This window comes from Shewanella sp. DC2-4 (assembly GCF_013248875.1).
In the GTDB taxonomy this organism is placed as follows: Bacteria; Pseudomonadota; Gammaproteobacteria; order Enterobacterales; family Shewanellaceae; genus Shewanella; species Shewanella oncorhynchi.
In genome coordinates, this window is the sequence record NZ_JABRVR010000002.1 from 1,789,760 (window position 1) to 1,807,882 (window position 18,123).

Annotated in this window: 13 protein-coding genes; 9 read left to right on the forward strand and 4 right to left on the reverse strand. The window is 46.4% G+C overall.

Going from position 1 to position 18,123, the window contains the following annotated elements; genetic code table 11:
* Positions 1-222: 222 nt before the first annotated feature.
* The 5 genes from HQQ92_RS23700 to HQQ92_RS08630 all read left to right on the forward strand — a co-directional run bounded on the left by HQQ92_RS23700 (position 223) and on the right by HQQ92_RS08630 (position 7,467).
* Complete coding sequence (locus HQQ92_RS23700) at positions 223-606, forward strand: hypothetical protein (RefSeq protein ID WP_254306311.1); 384 nt, start codon at positions 223-225, stop codon at positions 604-606.
* 361 nt (positions 607-967) lie between these two features.
* Positions 968-2,145, forward strand: a protein-coding gene (locus tag HQQ92_RS08615; protein WP_173244624.1) for an IS3-like element ISSba5 family transposase whose coding sequence is annotated in 2 segments (ribosomal slippage) — positions 968-1,226 and positions 1,226-2,145 — 1,179 coding nt in all. Because the reading frame shifts where the segments join, the coding sequence is not laid out codon by codon here.
* A 487-nt stretch (positions 2,146-2,632) separates the two neighbouring features.
* On the forward strand, positions 2,633-4,882 hold the full coding sequence (locus HQQ92_RS08620; protein WP_173244627.1) for a hypothetical protein: 2,250 nt from the start codon (positions 2,633-2,635) through the stop codon (positions 4,880-4,882).
* 10 nt (positions 4,883-4,892) lie between these two features.
* Entirely contained in the window at positions 4,893-6,593 is a 1,701-nt protein-coding gene (locus HQQ92_RS08625) for a toxin-antitoxin system YwqK family antitoxin (RefSeq protein ID WP_173244630.1), read from the forward strand.
* Positions 6,594-7,191: 598 nt separating this feature from the next.
* On the forward strand, positions 7,192-7,467 hold the full coding sequence (locus HQQ92_RS08630) for an acylphosphatase (RefSeq protein WP_028759808.1): 276 nt from the start codon (positions 7,192-7,194) through the stop codon (positions 7,465-7,467).
* A 48-nt stretch (positions 7,468-7,515) separates the two neighbouring features.
* On the opposite strand, the gene HQQ92_RS08635 is transcribed toward HQQ92_RS08630, so the two are convergent.
* The 3 genes from HQQ92_RS08635 to HQQ92_RS08645 all read right to left on the reverse strand — a co-directional run bounded on the left by HQQ92_RS08635 (position 7,516) and on the right by HQQ92_RS08645 (position 12,729).
* Complete coding sequence (locus tag HQQ92_RS08635; protein ID WP_173244633.1) at positions 7,516-8,517, reverse strand: peptidoglycan binding protein CsiV; 1,002 nt, start codon at positions 8,515-8,517, stop codon at positions 7,516-7,518.
* Positions 8,517-12,002 carry a transcription-repair coupling factor gene (mfd, locus tag HQQ92_RS08640; RefSeq protein ID WP_173248625.1) on the reverse strand — a complete coding sequence of 1,162 codons (3,486 nt, stop codon included), beginning with the start codon at positions 12,000-12,002 and terminating at the stop codon, positions 8,517-8,519. Before mfd ends, HQQ92_RS08635 begins: the two co-directional genes overlap by 1 nt.
* Before the next feature lie 85 nt (positions 12,003-12,087).
* Positions 12,088-12,729 carry a hypothetical protein gene (locus tag HQQ92_RS08645; RefSeq protein WP_173244636.1) on the reverse strand — a complete coding sequence of 214 codons (642 nt, stop codon included), beginning with the start codon at positions 12,727-12,729 and terminating at the stop codon, positions 12,088-12,090.
* A 94-nt stretch (positions 12,730-12,823) separates the two neighbouring features.
* Between HQQ92_RS08645 and HQQ92_RS08650 the strand changes: the two genes are divergently transcribed.
* The 3 genes from HQQ92_RS08650 to lolE all read left to right on the forward strand — a co-directional run bounded on the left by HQQ92_RS08650 (position 12,824) and on the right by lolE (position 16,134).
* Entirely contained in the window at positions 12,824-14,056 is a 1,233-nt protein-coding gene (locus tag HQQ92_RS08650) for a lipoprotein-releasing ABC transporter permease subunit (RefSeq protein WP_173244639.1), read from the forward strand.
* Positions 14,057-14,191: 135 nt separating this feature from the next.
* Entirely contained in the window at positions 14,192-14,887 is a 696-nt protein-coding gene (gene lolD, locus HQQ92_RS08655; RefSeq protein ID WP_173244642.1) for a lipoprotein-releasing ABC transporter ATP-binding protein LolD, read from the forward strand.
* Positions 14,884-16,134: a lipoprotein-releasing ABC transporter permease subunit LolE gene (gene lolE, locus HQQ92_RS08660; protein WP_173244645.1), complete on the forward strand. Its 1,251-nt coding sequence runs from the start codon at positions 14,884-14,886 to the stop codon at positions 16,132-16,134. Before lolD ends, lolE begins: the two co-directional genes overlap by 4 nt.
* Before the next feature lie 276 nt (positions 16,135-16,410).
* Here the strand turns inward: lolE and suhB are convergent, their stop codons facing one another.
* Positions 16,411-17,214, reverse strand: coding sequence for an inositol-1-monophosphatase (gene suhB / locus HQQ92_RS08665; protein ID WP_028759815.1), 804 nt, complete (start codon positions 17,212-17,214; stop codon positions 16,411-16,413).
* Positions 17,215-17,367: 153 nt separating this feature from the next.
* On the opposite strand from suhB, the gene trmJ reads away from it, so the two are divergent.
* Positions 17,368-18,096 (forward strand): tRNA (cytosine(32)/uridine(32)-2'-O)-methyltransferase TrmJ, encoded by a 729-nt coding sequence (gene trmJ, locus HQQ92_RS08670; RefSeq protein ID WP_028759816.1) that lies wholly within the window; start codon positions 17,368-17,370, stop codon positions 18,094-18,096.
* The last annotated feature ends 27 nt before the right edge of the window (positions 18,097-18,123 follow it).

Genomic DNA, 18,123 nt, shown 5'->3' on the forward strand with positions numbered 1-18,123 from the left:
GAAGGTTAACAAGTAATGAATTACTATAAATTAGGTATAAATTCGGAAAGTAAAAAATGGATGAATTATATGAATCCTAGTTCATTTTTTATAGATGGCGAAGGAAATGAATTAAGTGATGTGAAACTATCTGCGATTTAATCTGGATTCAAAGGTGTTTTATATTTCAATGCCTTAAACGAAGGTAAATCACCTCCGGTTGTCTCGGTTGGAACCAGGTTGTTGGCGTTTAATGAGGATGTCTTTTTTGAGGACGATATTAATGTTAGTGGTGTCCAGTTAATACCATTTATAAATAGGCATAACAATTTAAAGTATGTGTTGATGCATGTATTTAATTATATTGACTGCGTTGATTGGGAATATTCTAAAATTGAACGCTGGCCTCTGGGCTACATTCCAGAAGTTTGGGAATCAAAGCGTGGGCGATTTTTTATTGAACCAGTTGTCTATAAGGACAAAATACCTGAAAACTTAGACGCCTTTCGTTTGTATGAGTGGGGTGGTGCATTTAATATAATAATATCCGAAGCTTTCAAAGATAAATTGTTGTCTGTGGAGTTTGATAGTTCCCTTCTTGATTTTAAACCACTATCTCTTAAATAATAAATGCCGAAGAGGTTATTAAACATCCTCGGCATAATTTTGTTTGTATATCCATCCCTCAACTTTGTAGGCGCATATTGATGCGGGACACATATTGGGCAAGGTTCTTGGTGTGCAGGTCAATACCCACAGATTATTGACCATTACAATGCTGATGACTTGGTAATATCATAGCAACTGTCTAGAACCACGGTGAACAGCTCCTAGACAGCCAGCCCCCGCAGTGCTTTTAGATTCTTTCACGTACGTAATCTCCTAATTCTATGATGTTTCCAAATTCAAGATATTGTAGTGGCACACTAATTTTGGCCACCTAAATAGAGGTGATATTATTACCTCGTAGATGACTTTAGGTGAAAACATGAGATCGACAACCAGAAAAACATTTAGTGCTGAATTCAAACTTGAAGCAGCCCAATTAGTCCTCGATAAAAACCATAGCATCATCGAAGCTGCAAAGGCGATGAACGTAGGTAAGTCCACTATGGATAAATGGGTGAGACAGTTAAAACTAGAACGCCAGGGTGGCACACCAAAAGCATCTCCGATTACCCCTGAACAAATTGAAATCCGTGAGCTGAAGAAGCAAATAGCTCGTCTTGAGGAGCACAATCTTATCCTAAAAAAGGCTACCGCTCTCTTGATGTCAGACTCGATGAACAATTTACGCTAATCAGCGCACTCAAGCAGAGCCACTCTATTCTCACAATTTGTAATGCATTCAAAGTGCATCGAAGTAGCTATAAGTATTGGCTAAAAAGAAAAGAACATATTGATACAGACTTTACTATTTTATGCAGTGAAGTGAAGGCCGCACATCGTATTAGTCATGGCTCTGCCGGTGCGCGAACGATAGCGCAATTAGTGACTAACAAAGGGATTGGTCTCAGTCGTTATCGAGCCCGTAATCTAATGAAAAAACTTGGGTTATTAAGCTGTCAGCAGCCTAAGCATTCTTATAGGAAAGCGACACAAGAGCATGTTGCAATCCCCAATACGCTTAATCGACAGTTTGCAGTAACTCAACCAGATCAAGTGTGGTGTGGCGACGTGACGTATGTTTGGGTCGGTAATCGCTGGGCCTATCTAGCCGTTGTTTTAGACTTATTTTCCCGCAAACCTGTTGGATGGGCTTTGTCATTATCACCAGATAGTGCGCTGACCTGTAAAGCTTTGAAAATGGCATTTGAGTTAAGGGGTAAGCCTGAGAATGTGATATATCACAGCGATCAAGGTTCGCATTACACAAGCTTGAAATTCAGACAATTAATATGGCGTCTTCAGATTGAGCAAAGTATGAGTCGCCGCGGGAATTGTTGGGATAACGCACCAATGGAGCGTTTCTTTAGAAGTTTGAAATCTGAGTGGATACCTGCCAGTGGTTATGGGAATTTTACAGAAGCAGATAAAGAGATCACAAATTACATCACTGGATATTACAGTGAGACCAGACCCCATCAATATAATGGTGGGTTAACGCCAAATGAGTCAGAACGTTTATATTGGAATGACTCTAAAACCGTGGCCAATTTTACTTGACCACTACAATTTCTGGTAAGGCCAAGCATAGGCAAATAGATAAGAATTTGTATGGCAGCAGGAGTGGGAATTTTCGGTTGAGCTAACGAGCCGAAACACGGAATGGGGCAATAGCTTTTTAGCTAAACGAACTGCGAAAGTGATAGTTAGGATTGGCATTGCAGCTACAGTGATAGTTGACATGATGGGTGTCGCCGTCGAGCCTATAGGGATACTTCTTATTAAATAAAAAATCGGCGAGTCACTGGGAAACAATGACAATTAATGCCGCACAGCTAGCTTTTTGCATCAGTTATTGATGCCGGAATTCGTCATTAAAAACTTGCCTAAGATTGGCATTGCTGTACCTGTGACTATCTAAAAGGATATTTTAGTCGTGCATTAAGGTGTTGCGCTGGACAGGCAAAATAGCCAAAGCATTTTATTTACTGGGTATGAAAGGGCATAATGCGGCGCTTACTATTTGTTTGAGATACAAGGAATAACCATGAAGTACTTGGTTAGCGTAGTTGCATGCTGTTTATTATCGGCCTGTTCTTTTGGGGATGCTGATGTTGAGTTTACACCTGAAAAAGGGGAAGAGCGCTCGTATCAGCTGTATAGCACCACTAACATCACGGTAGACAATGGTAGTCGTACCGAAACGGTTAACGCCACGTCACATCAATTGCTGCGTTATAAGGTCCTCGAAACAGGCAAAAACAGTCGGTTTCAAGTGCACGTCGATTATATGAACATGCGCGATGGCCAAGGGAGCGGCGTCAGTAGTGGCCAGCGGGCCGATCGTAATCCAGAAATGCACGCTATTTTCTCGCAGGGGTTTGAATTTACGTTAAATCTAGACGATGGCAGGGTTAAAGAATTCAGTGCACTGAACAAACCTGTATGGCAGGCGCTGTTGGCTGAACGCGGCGCAGAGCTTGAGCAGGAACTGAAAAAGCTCTTTAGCTCATCGGCCTTTCTTAGCACCATACCCGCCAAAGCGGGGGCGGTCGTCGCACTTCCTGCCTATCAAGGCCACGCCAATGCCAAGCTTACTGTATTGCAAGTCACTGATACTCATGTGTTAGCCAAAGTTGAAAGTGGCGGCGAGCAAGCCAAAATATACGGTCAGTTGATGTTAGAACGTGAGCGGGGTTGGTTAGCGCAGTTAGCCTTAGTGGCGGAAGCGCCGTTTGAGCGCTACGGCTATAAGGGCAAAGTGCGCAGCAACGTTATTATGTTGCCGCAGGAGCGCCAGTTGGGCGATCTGACGCAGTATTTAGGTTTTTATGATTTCCCAGTATTTGAGTATCAAAAACAACCTGACGTTGTGTTGGATAACGTCAATAAGACCTTAACCCAAGATGCTGTATTTGCCTATGATGCGGGCTACTTTTACCAGCAAGATGATTTATTAAAGCTGACTTATCAGTATGACTTTTCAGGTTTTAAACCCGAAGGCGGGTTTAACTTAACCGATATCACAGCACACAGTGCGGATGGCACAGTACTGCCGCTGCAATTGAGCAAGGTAGGCAGTTACAGTTATCCAGAACAGGATGGTTTCCATCAGTCTGAGCAGCAGAATTTGCTTATCGGTTGGAATGCACCGAATGACCTATTAGCTCAGGTTGCTGAGTTTCGCGCGACTGCCCATTATCGCGGCGCGAAATTAGTCAAACTTAACCTGACCCCCGATCCCAGCAAAACTGTGGCCTTGCAGTATGAAGATATACAGCTGGAACTCTCGCCAATCCCAGATAAACCATTCAGTTATTTGCTGAAATCGCGAGGCAGCACTGACAAATCTTGGTTATACCGGCGCTTTGACGGTGCCGAAGGCGCTATGGTGAAATATCTTTCACCGCCGCCCACTGGGCCGGATTGGTTAACCCCGGCAGAGCAAAATATGGTGGCGTTGGCCTCATCGGCACAATATGAATCGATCACACAGTTTACCTTTCCCGCAGCGCCGCCGACGCTGACACTCTATGTGAATACTGTGGTTGACAGTGGTGAACTGACTAAGAACATTCGTTTTATTCCGACTCAAGATTACGCGCAAAATGTCGCCTATCCGCCGGTGCAGCAACAACTGCTTTATAGTGATGATATGTATGCGTCCTATGTTAATCAGCCGCAAGTTACTGCACCTGAAGACCCCGCCTTACTTGAGCCGCAAGTCGTGGCCAAATACGGCGTCAGTTTGCTGTTAACTTCCGAGCAGGCAGCTGTGTGCACGCTCAGTGTTGTCGATGCACCTAAGGTCAACGAACACACACTGCAATGGACAAACACAAACACAAACACAAGCACTAACAACACGGGTTTTGGTGGAGGGCTGGATAAGTTTGTGCTGTATCAACTGACTAGCGCCGATGGGATCCGCCGCAATTTTTACGACATCAATGTCAGCAGCACTTTGGCCTGTACCGGTACGCCCAAATGGCAAGCGCTAGCGTATCAACCCGAGCAAAGCTGGTTGATTGATATCACTCAGTTGCCGAATGTTGATATCCGTCAAACCGTGGCCGACTTTATGCGGCGCTATCGTTTTTTAAATGCGCAAAATTTACAGCTAGCTCCTGCTATTCAAGGTGACAGCAGTGATTTTTATCAGCGCCCGTTGCAGCAAGTATTACGTGAGGAACGCTGGTTTGTACTGGCGGGGCGCGCAGCACAGATAGAGCAGCTGACGATAAGCGGCGAACCGGTCAATAAAAAGTGGGTTAATACATTCCCTGCGTTACCTTAAGGAGCAGAATATGAGAGTCTTATTACTATTATCTGCGCTACTTATGTCGTTTAATCTGTCGGCTGAGCGAATTTTACTCGACGAACTATGGCGGCTTAGCGATGTGCCTGGTGAAGCCATTTATTATCAGGAGCAAGCACCAACAGAGAAAGATGGCGTGTGGCCGCTACAACTCTTTTATCTGGAGACGGATAAACCCGTTTTTAAGGGTAGCGTCAACAGTCCCAATTTAGCCGAGAGTTTTATCGTTGGTGATTTCGAGTTTTTCTATCCCGATGGTCAACTGTCTCGCAAGGGCAGTAGCGATGCACAAGGGCGTTATCAAGGCACGCATCTGCATTATTGGGAAGACGGAGCGCTCTCGGGAGAGTACCACTACCAGAATGGTCAGTTGCATGGAGATCAGAAAAGTTACCATACCAATGGTCAATTAAGGGAGCTTCAGCATCGTGTGAATGGTGCTGAATTAGGATTATCGCAAAGTTATTTTAACAATGGCCAGTTGCAAACACGCGTAACCTACGGCGCTAACGGTATGGAAGGGCTATATGAAAGCTTTCATAACAATGGTCAGCCGGAGCAAACCGTTAATATGGTGGCGGGAAAAAGAGAAGGCGAGCGACTGTATTGGACAAAAGAAGGCTGGTTATACACTAAAGAGTTTTATCTTAAGGGGAAAATACACGGCGAAGTGTTGATTTACCGATCTGCCGATGTGCTGCAAGAGATTAAACACTACGAGCATGATAAGCAGGTGGGAAACCAGCAGCGTTTTGATGAACAAGGGCGGTTAGCAGAGCTGCAAAAGTATGATAAGGATGGTCGTGAAATTCAACATATTACCTATGATAATGCCGGTAACGTTGCGACCCAAACCGACACGCAATACCTTGCTAAAGGTCAGACTAGCACTGAACAGCGCTTCGATTCTGCGGGAAAGTTAACTTATCAATATCAGCAAGATACTGCAAAAGACTGGAGCTTACGTCAGCGTTTTGATGCAGCAGGTGAGCTGATTGAACGTGATGAACAACTCAAGGGGCGATACGATGGCTTGTATATCGGTGCTGGCTGGAACGGTTATATCAGGCGGATAAACTACCGCAAAGGTCAAATGCACGGTGCATATCGAGAAGACAAGGCCGAGGACGGCGGTTTTGTCATCGGCCAATATCACTTAGGGTTAAAGTCCGGCAAGTGGGTCACAAAAAACGCGGATACGACGCGCAATGAGCAGTTTAACCAACAAGGTGAGCTGAGTGGTGAACAAACAGAAATCGCAGCCGATGGCACGATAATGCGCCGAGAGTTTTATAAAAACGCTAAGTTACATGGCGCGTATTTACTGCGTGGCTTTGATAAACAACTGCAAGCTCAAGGTCAATATGTTAACGGTCAGCGCGAAGGCCAATGGCTGCTGCAAGATGAAAGCAGCTACAGCATGGTTAAGCTCTGGCATGGCAACTATAAAGCTGGACACGAAGTGGGTCATTGGCAAGCCTTTTCCGCCAATGGCCATTTATTAGGGCAGGCCCAGTATGATGATCAAGGTCAATTGCAAGGCAAAGGCTATAGTTTTAACGAAGATGGCAGCCTGCTGCAAAGTGATGAGTATCTTGATAATCAACTGCACGGCAGGTCGGTGTACTACTTTAATGGTGAACCCTCATCCGAGTATCGCTATCAAAATGGTCTGATGATAAGCGAGTAGCACTTCATCACCTAACCACACAATCAAGCAAAAACCGGCTAATTAGGTCGGTTTTTTGCTTTTTGCATCTAGTTTGCTTGCCTTGCTTTATCGTCAGGCATACGCGCCGCTTGTCATTAGAGGGCTCACTTCTCAAACCCTCGTTTCGCGTTTACTAACTTGCCAGAACAAACACAATCTTAACGTTAAACGTCAATACGCCTTTATACTTCTTCGGCTATCACAGGGGATGTTTTTAGACATGAACAATGCAGATGGGTGTACGAGCTGATTTTCAGCTAAAAGCATTATATTCATTCGGGATGGATAGTTTTACTTTTCAAACTCTTGAAAATAATTATTTATTGTGTAAAGTAGCGACCCTTGCTATTTTGTAACAAAATGATACAGAGTTGCTGTTTTATTTGTCCATTTATTGGATATCCCTTTGCGTATGTCGCCCGACACAGCTAGCAGCAGTCTTGTTAGCTGTTTTTTTTGCCTAAATTTAAATATTGTTTGTTTATTGCTCTACAAATCCATAGGTTAACACTTAGCCTTTGGATAATTGCGGCTATGCTTATTTCTATAACAAGGTTCCGTGAAAAAGGAGCGTGAGATGAAGCGAGTATTAATTAATTTGACGGGAAAAGTGCAAGGTGTTGGTTGCCGTCATGCGACCTTGACTAAGGCCAGAGCCCTTGGTGTGACAGGATATGTAACCAATTGCCGCGATGGCAGTGTTGAAGTACTCGCCCAAGGCAGTGACATTGCTGTTAATGCTTTAATTGCTTGGTGCGAAGTAGGTGTGCCTTGCACTGAGGGATTAACCGTAACGGTAGGAGAAGACGAGGCTGATGATATCTACCTCGATTTCTCCATCGTTCAGTCTTAATTTAAACGTACCATGTTAACTTAAGAATTGTGCGGGTTGTGTGTTTGTTCAGTATTGGCCAACAGTCTGTATTGATTCGGCATTCTGATTATTTTGCATTGCACTGGGTTGCGCCATCTTGCGAATTTGGATCACCATGCCCATTTCGGGATGATCTAAATAATGGATTTCTTCACTCTTCACACGGCGGTTTTGCTCCAAAGGCACAGACATTAAAAATGGTGTCATGACTTTGGGTGCCGTGAGTGTTGCGCTGGTATCAGCCGCATCACTGGGTACGGCTGGCATTAATTTTCTGCCTTCTTTGCGCAAGTGCAATGCGGTTTCAATATACAAATAGTGGCTTAAATAGATATTCAGTGTGCCATCTAATTCCCATACCGGTGATACAGCAGGTGCAAGCATTGGCGTGCCATCGGCATTAGTCATAGGCTCAGCTTGAGCTTGCTTAATGATTTTTCTGCCATCGAAGTGATAAGTACCTGAGAAATCTTTACCCGCAAATAAGCGTATGGGTACTGAGCCACTCTTCCCACGCATAGGTTGTTGCCAAGCCATGTGCAGTAAACTGCGCGTACCACGTTCGCGGGAAATACTATTGATAATGCTCGCGAACTGACTTTGGCTGCGGGTTAACAATACTGGGTTGCCATTGGCTGTAGGATAACTGATCTGTGCGCTGCTGATTTCTGATGGGATCACCGGCGGGTAACGATATTCCACACTCGCAGGCGCGGCAGGCATAGGTTCTGACGTCGAGGTACCATTTAAGGTTTCAGCGCAGTGGCTATTTGCATCGGCATCAAATACCAGTGTGCAAGGCGCAGATGCGCTGGGTATCGGCGTGATTGCTTGCGCGATAGCGGGGGAGATTAAGTCTATTGCATTATCGGTTTTCGTCTTGTTCGGCGCATCAGGCCATTGTTCACTTGACTGGCTTTGGCGTTCAAACACATAGACTTCAACCTCGAACCAAGCTTCTGCTTGGACGACCTGACTGTGTGATAGTGCAATGAGTGTAGCGATAGAGACCGCGAGTTTACGTAACACTATTTATCTCCAAGACGATGTTGCGATAATTGTTCTAGCAAGAGTTTCACTAAAGCGAGCCTGTCTTTACTGGTTTCGGCTGCAAGGCTGAACTTTAACTTATTCGGTCCTTCCATTCGATAGATTTGTGGCTGGCTTTGGAGTAATCCAATAATAAACACAGGATCTATGACATGATCATCACTAAATTCGATGCTGCCACCTTTACTGTGCACTTCTATTTTAGTCGCACCTAAGTGAGTCGCCTCATGTTTATAGAGGGTCATTTCCATTAAGTTACGCGTCGGTTCAGGTAATAAGCCAAAACGGTCGATTAATTCGACTTTTAACTCATCCAGCGCCGCCTGTGTTTCGCACCCTGCGATGCGTTTATAGAGCGACAGACGAATATTTACGTCGCTCACATAGGCTTCAGGCAGTAGGGCGGGGATACGCAGTTCAATTTCGCATTGCTGATTGAGCATTTGCGCCAGTGACGGTTCTTTGCCTTGTTTTAAGGCTTTGACTGCCGCTTCGAGCATTTCCATGTACAAGCTAAAACCAATTTTCGAAATATGGCCACTCTGTTCATCGCCCAAGAGTTCACCTGCGCCGCGGATCTCTAAATCTTGGGTCGCCAGCATAAAGCCCGCACCGAGATTTTCAAGAGCATCAATGGCTTCTAAACGTTTGCGCGCATCTGGGGTCATACGTTTGGGATGCGGCGTCATCAAATAGGCATAGGCCTGATGGTGCGAGCGTCCGACGCGGCCGCGTAATTGGTGTAACTGTGCCAGACCAAAGGTATCGGCGCGCTCAATAATAATGGTGTTGGCACTCGGAACGTCGATACCGGTTTCGATAATAGTGGTACAGACTAACACGTTGAATCTTTGATGGTAAAAGTCTGACATTACCCGTTCTAGATCGCGCTCACGCATTTGACCGTGGGCAACGACGACTCGCGCTTCAGGCAATAAATCGATAATGCCTTGGGCACATTTCTCAATACTTTCAACATTATTGTGCAGGTAATACACTTGGCCGCCACGGAGAATTTCCCGCAGAATAGCCTCGCGCACAGTCGCGGGATCCGATTCCCGCACAAAGGTTTTCACTGCTAAACGTTTGGCGGGCGGGGTGGCTATAATTGATAAATCGCGCATGCCCGACATGGCCATGTTTAAGGTGCGCGGAATAGGCGTTGCGGTCAGGGTTAAGATATCCACGTTGGCGCGCAGCGCTTTGATTTTCTCTTTCTGACGCACACCGAATCTATGTTCTTCGTCGATAATCAACAGGCCTAAGTTTTCAAACTTGGCCTCAGATTGCAGTAGCTTGTGGGTACCTATAACGATATCGACTTTGCCTTCTTCCAATTGCTGCAGCACTTGAGTCTGCTCTTTGGCGGTACGAAAGCGTGACATCACTTCAGTGACCACGGGCCAGTCGGCAAATCTGTCTTTAAAGTTTTCATAGTGTTGCTGGGCAAGCAATGTGGTCGGAACTAGCACGACCACTTGTTTACCAGCGTTGACGGCCACAAAGGCGGCGCGCATGGCGACTTCGGTTTTACCAAAGCCCACATCGCCACAGACTAATCTGTCCATTGCGGTCGGCGATTGCATATCGGCTAACACGGCAATGATGGCGCTTTCTTGATCAACGGTTTCTTCGAAGGGGAAGCCGCGGGCGAATTGAGCGTATTCTTCTTCGTCAATTGCGCAGCTTTCGCCAGGACGTGCTTGGCGACGGGCATAGACATCGAGCAGCTCGGCCGCGACGTCGCGGATTTTTTCAATCGCCTTTTTCTTGGCTTTAGCCCACGTCTCGTTGCCGAGTTTATTTAAGTGGGCGTCTTCATCGGCGCCAACACTGTAACGGCTGATGAGATGCAATGAAGACACTGGCACATACAGTTTGTCACCGCCAGCGTATTCTAATTGCAAGTATTCTGCGACCAGTCCACCCGTATCTAAGGTGACTAAGCCCCGATAAAGTGCAACGCCGTGCTCTAAATGCACTATGGGCTGGCCAACTTTGAGTTCGGCCAAGTTTTTAATCAGGGCATCATTACTGATCTGACGCTGTTTTTCACGGCGGCGTTGCTGGGAAATACGATGGCCGAAGAGTTCAGTCTCACAAATGATACTGATACTTTCTTTGGCGCTGATCTGCAGCAAACAACCGCGTGACAGCGGCGACACGATAAGGCCTAACTTGGCATCACTTTGAATAAATTCATCAAAATGGTTAAACAGTGCAGGTTTTAACTGAATTTTAGCGAGTAATTCAAGCAGCGCTTCGCGGCGACCCTCGGACTCGGCGCTAAACAACATGCGTTTGGCGCTGCTGGCATAATCTTGCAGCGCTAGCAGCGGTTGCTTTAATTTATGATTGGCGCTGATGTCGGGCAGGGTGCTGGCGGCAATAACAACCGCTTTCGTTGTTTCAATGCCATCTGCTGGCACTTGCATTTGATAACGTGGCAGCGGTTTAAAGGCGGCAAATAACTCTTCTATGAGTAAATACAGCTCTTTAGGCGCCAGTAATGGCCGCAGCGGATCGACGCGTCTGTCTTGATAGCGATGTTCGACTTCTTGCAGATGGGCGCGCGCCGACTTTTCGATATCACCTAAGGTGACGAGTTGAGTGTCCTTGGGCAAGTAATCGAATAGGGTGGCGGTGTCATCAAAAAATAGCGGCAGGTAGTTTTCGATCCCCGCCGGCATCAAGTTACGGCTCACTAGCTGATAAACCGATTCCGGCTCTTTGACTATGACCTCGAAACGGCGGCGGTATCTTTGCCTAAAACCTTCGATGGCCGAACTGTCGGTTGGGAATTCCTTCGCGGGCAATAGGCGAATTGAGTCGACAGGTTGCAATGAGCGTTGGGTTTCTGGATCAAAATGGCGAATGGTTTCCACTTCTTCATCGAATAGCTCGATGCGCAGTGGCATATTCATCCCCGTTGGGAAGATATCCAGAATCGAACCGCGAATGGCAAACTCGCCATGTTCATACACTTGCTCCACCGAATGGTAGCCAGTGTCGGTTAAATGCTGGCGTACATCGTGTAACTTGTAGCTATCCCCCTTTTTGAGCACAAACACGTTGGCGCTTAAATAGGCCTTAGGTGGCAGGCGTATCATCAAGGTGGTGACGGGCACGATAACGATATTTTGCTCAATCTGAGACAGCTGCGATAGCGTTTCGAGTCGCTGGGAAATTAAATCCTGATGGGGCGAAAAACTGTCGTAGGGCAAGGTTTCGCGGTCAGGGAATAATCTGACCTTAATGCCTGTTTTACTGAGCAAATAACTCAGCTCTAACTCTAAGCTTAAGGCGCTTGGCGTGTCACTGGTGACGACTAAGGTCGTTCCCTTATGTTGACGCGCTAAATTGGCGAGTGTAACGGCTTGGCAAACGCCGCCCACGGTGGACAGAGTCTGAATTTGTGTGCCATTTTTGACGGCTGGCGGCGTTAGGGCTGATATGTGAGTCATTGGCGTGCGATAAACTGATTCATTCACAAAGAGTTGCAGACATTGTAGAGACTTGATGGCGTAGGTGCCAGAGAAAAGTCAGCGGCTATTGACGCTCGTCTCTGGCGAGTTTGCGTAACTTGAGTTGTTTCTGTTGCACATTGAGGCTGGCTTTGACTAATTGCTCCACGTCAGATTCAAGAATTTGACTGAATTCAAAGTCAGTTTGCCATTGTAAATGTTCAGGTAGAGTATGTTGCTCTGTACTGTCATTACGACTCATATCGCCTTCGGCTTGTGCTATTTTTTGTGCTTGAGTGGCGATGACTTTGCCAAAACAGAGAATGGCAACTAATTCGTCGTGAATAAACAGAGTAATTTTATAGTGGGAGCCAATGTCTAAGGCTGTTGGGGTGAGTAATCTCAGGCCACTGCCACCAAATTGGTTACCAAAGCATTTTTCGCCCTCTTGGGTTTCTTTTTCTAATACATGTTGCAGCACTAAATCTACTTTGCGGGATTGCAGCTTTAAAAAATCCACGACAACTTTTGCCTCGTTATCTAAATGGCGCAGCTGTAGCAAGCAGTTAGCTTCGAGTGTTTTGACTTCGCTGAGCAGTTGAATGCCTAATGATTGCATTGATCTCAGTGCCATTTCTGAGGGTAATGGCTGGGAACTCGGCCATTGGCTTAGGTAGGCGGTAAAGTGGTGAGGCACACTAAAATACGGATTGGTGTCAGTGAACAAGGCTTGCCTCTTTATTTATAGGACCAATACCCCTATTATCGTGCCCATCTTCATGATTTAGCAAGTTCAGCACACAGGACGCAACCCTCTTTCAATGAATCCAGGATTCCCTTTCTATATTGGTTACCGTTATTGGCGGGCCAAAAAAGCGAACGCGTTCGCGTCGTTCATTACCTTATTTGCCGTGTCGGGCATTTTTTTAGGCGTTGCAGCCCTGATCGTTGTCAGTTCAGTGATGAATGGCCTTGAAGGCCAACTTAAGCAACGTATCTTAGGTGCCGTGCCACAATTAACCCTTTATAGCGAAGCGCCATTAGTCGATTGGACAAAGCAGGCGAGTGCGCTTAAAGCCTTACCGGGCGTGTTAGGCGTTACACCGAGCGTATCGACGCAGGCCATGGTGCAATCGGCGTCGAATATTCGCGCTGTGCAGGTTTATGGGGTGTTTCCCGAATTAGCGCAAAAGTTATCCTCCGTTGCGCAGCACACTTACTCAGGTGCATTTGAACAGTTGGCGAGTGGCGACTTCAAGGTGATTTTAGGAGCTGAGCTCGCACGGCAACTCAAAGTCGCTCCCGGTGATACGGTACGATTATTGAGTGGTGATGGTGTGGTGTACTCCCCATTAGGCCCAGTGCCGAGTCAACGTAAGTTCTTGGTATCTGGCATTTTTGAAATGGGCTCTCAGGTTGATGCAGGCGTTGCATATATCCATTATCAAGATGCAAAGCGTCTAATGCGTCAACCGAGTGAGGCTATTGATCAGCTTAGACTCTATTTAACCGATCCCTTTAGTGCGCCCGCTTTAGCGTCTAAAGTGCAGGATGTTCTCGCTAAACAAGATATTAAGGTAACAACTAGCGATTGGCGTGATACCTATGGTCACTTGTTTGGTGCGGTAAAAATGGAAAAGAACATGATGTCACTGATGCTGAGCCTGATTGTGGCCGTGGCCGCATTTAATATCGTCTCGGCGCTAGTGATGATGGTGGTCGATAAAACCACGGATGTGGCAGTGCTAAAAACCCAAGGCGTAACCACGCCCGCCGTGATGGGCATTTTTGTGGTGCAGGGTTCGCTCAATGCTGTACTTGGTTTAGTGCTTGGGCTCGCGGTAGGTATACTTATCACTTTGAATCTGAATGGCATTATGACGACCTTAGGCATTTCGATTTTAGGTGCGGGACAGAGTTTACCAGTAAAACTGGAGTTGATGCAGTTGTCAGTGATCGTGATAGGCACGCTATTGGTCACCTTGTTGGCGACCTTATATCCCGCGCTGCGTGCGGCCAGAGTGCAACCTGCAACTGCGTTGAGATACGAGTAAACTCGTGAGCTTTTACGAATAGTCGTCACCCATGGGCATTCATCCGTGAGTGATGGTTTGCCAAGATGAAAATAATTTAATGCATTGATTTAATGAAATAAATTGATGCCAAAGCATGTTTAAGAGAGAACTTCAATGCAAGACGTGTTACTGCAAGTGCAGAGTGTCAGTAAGAGTTACCATGATGGCGCCGTGACCACGCAAGTGTTGTCTAATGTCGATTTGCAGGTGTTCAAGGGCGAGCAGTTGGCGATTGTCGGCAGCTCAGGCTCAGGTAAGAGCACACTGCTGCATATTATGGGGACTTTGGATGAGCCAACCGCGGGCAAAGTCTTGTTGCTAGGCGAAGATTTATACCAAATGTCTAGTGCACGCCAAGCGCAGATCCGCAATCAAGATCTTGGCTTTATCTATCAATTCCATCATTTATTGCCTGAATTCACTGCGCTAGAAAACGTCGCTATGCCGGCATTTATTCAAGGTAAAGATCGTAAACAAGCGCTCGCCGATGCCAAAGTCTTATTGGAGCGGGTAGGGCTAGGGCATCGTATGACGCATATTCCCGCCGAGCTGTCGGGAGGGGAGCGTCAGCGCGTCGCTATCGCGCGGGCGCTAATCAATCAACCTAAGCTGGTGTTGGCCGATGAACCTACGGGTAACTTAGATGCCAACAGCGGCGATGCGGTTTATGAGTTGATCCGCGAGCTGGCCGATCAGTTAGGTACGGCGTTTGTGGTGGTGACCCATGATCATAAATTGGCTGCCCGTATGGACCGCCAACTGATGATGAAAAACGGTTACTTGCAATTAGCGGCGGAAACCCAAGTATGAAAGGACCGTTAGCCCTATCCATTGGTTGGCGTTTTTATCGCGCCCGCCAATCCAACAGTTTTATTAGTTTTATTTCCTTTGCATCGACTGCCGGTATCGCTTTAGGTGTGGCGGTATTGATCATAGTTCTGTCTGCAATGAATGGTTTTGAGCGAGAGCTAGAGCAAAGATTACTGGGTGTAGTGCCACAGGCGGACATTGTCGGGGTGGACGAACCTATCGTCAATTGGCAGAGTGTTGCGCAAGGTGCGCTACAAATTGAAGGTATTCGTGGTGCAGCCCCCTTTATCCGCATGCAAGGTTTAGTGCAGAAGCCAGGTGGTTTTCAAGGCTTAGCCGTGGTGGGTATTGATCCGAAAGAAGAAACGAAGGTTTCAACTTTGTCACAGTTTATGAGTGATGCAAGCTGGCAGAGTCTGAGCCAAGATGAGAATCATATCGTCCTTGGCGAGAGTTTATTGACTAAGTTGGGGCTTGAGGTGGGTGATACGCTGGCCTTATATGTGCAGGATATCGATCCCGACGCGGCAGGTAGTTTACGTGCTGCGAAGAGCCATCGTTTTGTGGTGTCAGGCACCTATCATCTGGGCGGCGAGCTTGAACTGACAACCGCTTATATTCCATTGCAATACGCGGCGCAGATCTTGAACATGAATAACGGTGTAACGGGTGTGCGTATTAGCGTCGATAAAGTGTTTGATGCACCAGTAAAAGTGCGCGAACTCGGTTATGCGCAAAAGCAGTCTGTGTATATCAGTGACTGGACCCGTACTCAAGGGCATTTATATCAAGATATTCAGTTAGTTCGTACTGTGATGTATTTAGTTTTAGTGTTGGTGATTGGTGTGGCCTGCTTTAACATCGTCTCCACCTTAGTCATGGCGGTGCGGGATAAAGCGTCCGAAATTGCGATTTTGATGACCATGGGCTTGAGTCGTTTGGCTGTGATGGGGATTTTCATGGTGCAGGGCGCGTTAAACGGTCTGCTTGGCTGTGGTCTTGGCGGCATTATCGGCGTGAGTGTGGCGCTGAATTTAAGTGCGATTGCGAGCTCAGTTGAGCAGTTACTCGGTATTCAACTGCTCTCGGCCGATGTTTACTTTGTCGATTTTTTACCGTCTGAGTTGCATGTTTCGGATGCAGTACTGGTGATTGTGATGGCGTTTGTGATGAGTTTAATCGCGACTTTGTATCCCGCTTGGAAGGCGAGCCAAATTGCACCAGCACAAGCGTTAGCGGGTAGATAACTGGATAAGTGGTTGTTCGTCCTGTTAGCCGATTTAGGCTGAAATCAGTGCAGATGTTTTCAGGACACTCCTTTCTTCCCAATGACTATTGCTTAATTACTATACTATTTCTAAATACGATATTGTGGTGACTGAGGACTTGATGACTCGAGTACTTAAGGCTTTAGAATGAAAACCATATAAACAAAAAGGCCAGTGGGTGCTCTTAAAGAGATTACCACTGGCTTTTTTTGTATCTGTTTTATGCGTTTATTTAAAGCTAAGTGTTAATCTTGATTAACGCTTTAAGCCTTCGTTCAATAATGGACGCATGATCTTCACTAATTCTGTGGTCACCTTAGGCGAGCCAGCAACTATGTTGCCTGAAACCAAATAGTTATGGTTGCCAGTAAAATCAGTCACAGTACCGCCCGCTTCGCGGCAAATCAGATCGCCAGCAGCGATATCCCATGGCTTTAAGCCGATTTCAAAGAAACCGTCCAAACGACCCGCGGCAACATAGGCTAAATCTAATGCGGCAGAACCTGCGCGACGTAAGTCAGCACATTGGCCGAAGACTTCGCCGAAAATAGCCATGTAAGTTTCAGTGTGTTGACGCGCCTTGAATGGGAAGCCAGTACCAATCATAGTAGGTGCTAATTCATTCACGTTGGTAACACGCAGACGGAAATCATTGAGTTTTGCGCCTTTACCACGGACGGCGGTAAAGAGTTCTTCACGGACAGGATCGTAAACAACGGCAACTTCAGTCTTGCCTTTGTATTGCAGAGCGATAGAAACCGCGAAGTGGGGAATGCCTCTAACAAAGTTGTTAGTGCCATCCAGAGGGTCGACTATCCAAACATAGTCTTTATTCTCACCGCGGTTTTCGCCTTTCTCTTCACCCACGATAGTGTGATCAGGGTAAGATTTACGAATTTGGTAAGTAATTGTCGCTTCTGCTTCCTTGTCTACACTGGTAACAAAATCGTTGATACCTTTTGAACTGACTTCGATACGGTCAAGTTCAGTATAGGCGCGCATAATAGTTTGGCCGGCCGCGCGGGCAGCGCGTACAGCAATCGTCAGCATCGGATGCATTGCAATCCCCTGGATGTTAAAGAACGTTAAAATAGCGGGCGGTATTATACTCGATTTGATAGTTATATCAAATACCGATTTTCATATAAGCATTCGGCAATGGCTGTGATAATATTCGTCCCCAACGTTTTATGAATTAAATTAAGTTGTTTCATGCTAAGTAATATTCGAGTGGTTTTAGTGGGGACTTCGCACCCCGGCAATATTGGTTCTACTGCCAGAGCGATGAAGACTATGGGTCTGTCTACTCTGTATCTTGCAGAACCACGGGTTGAGCCCGATGGTCATTCCATAGCATTAGCCGCGGGTGCATCGGATATTCTGAAACATCTTGTGAAAGTGGATTCACTTGCTGAAGCGATTGCCGATTGCAGTCTAGTGATTGCAACCAGCGCGCGCAGTCGCACTTTAGATTGGCCCATGTTAGAGCCAAGACAAGCTGGGGTGAAATTAGCGACCGAGGCACTTAAAGGCCCTGTTGCGATTGTGTTTGGCCGTGAAAACCATGGTTTAAGCAATGAAGAGCTGCAACAGTGCACTTATCATGTGGCTATCCCTGCAAATCCAGAGTACAGCTCGCTTAATCTGGCGCAAGCCGTACAAATCATTTGTTATGAAACCCGCGTTGCCCATCTCGCGCAAAAAGACGTTGCCGAAGAAGAGCTGACTGAGTATCCCTTGGCTGCCGATCAGGAACGTTTTTTCGCACACCTTGAAACGACACTGTTATCAACTGGATTTATCATAAAGAACCATCCTGGACAAGTGATGATGAAACTTCGCCGCTTGTTTAGTCGTGCACGGATTGAGAGTCAGGAAATGAATATCCTCAGGGGTATTTTGACGTCAATTGAGAAAGTGGCGGGTTCTAAAGAAAAATAGCCAAACCTTAATAATTAACACTAATCG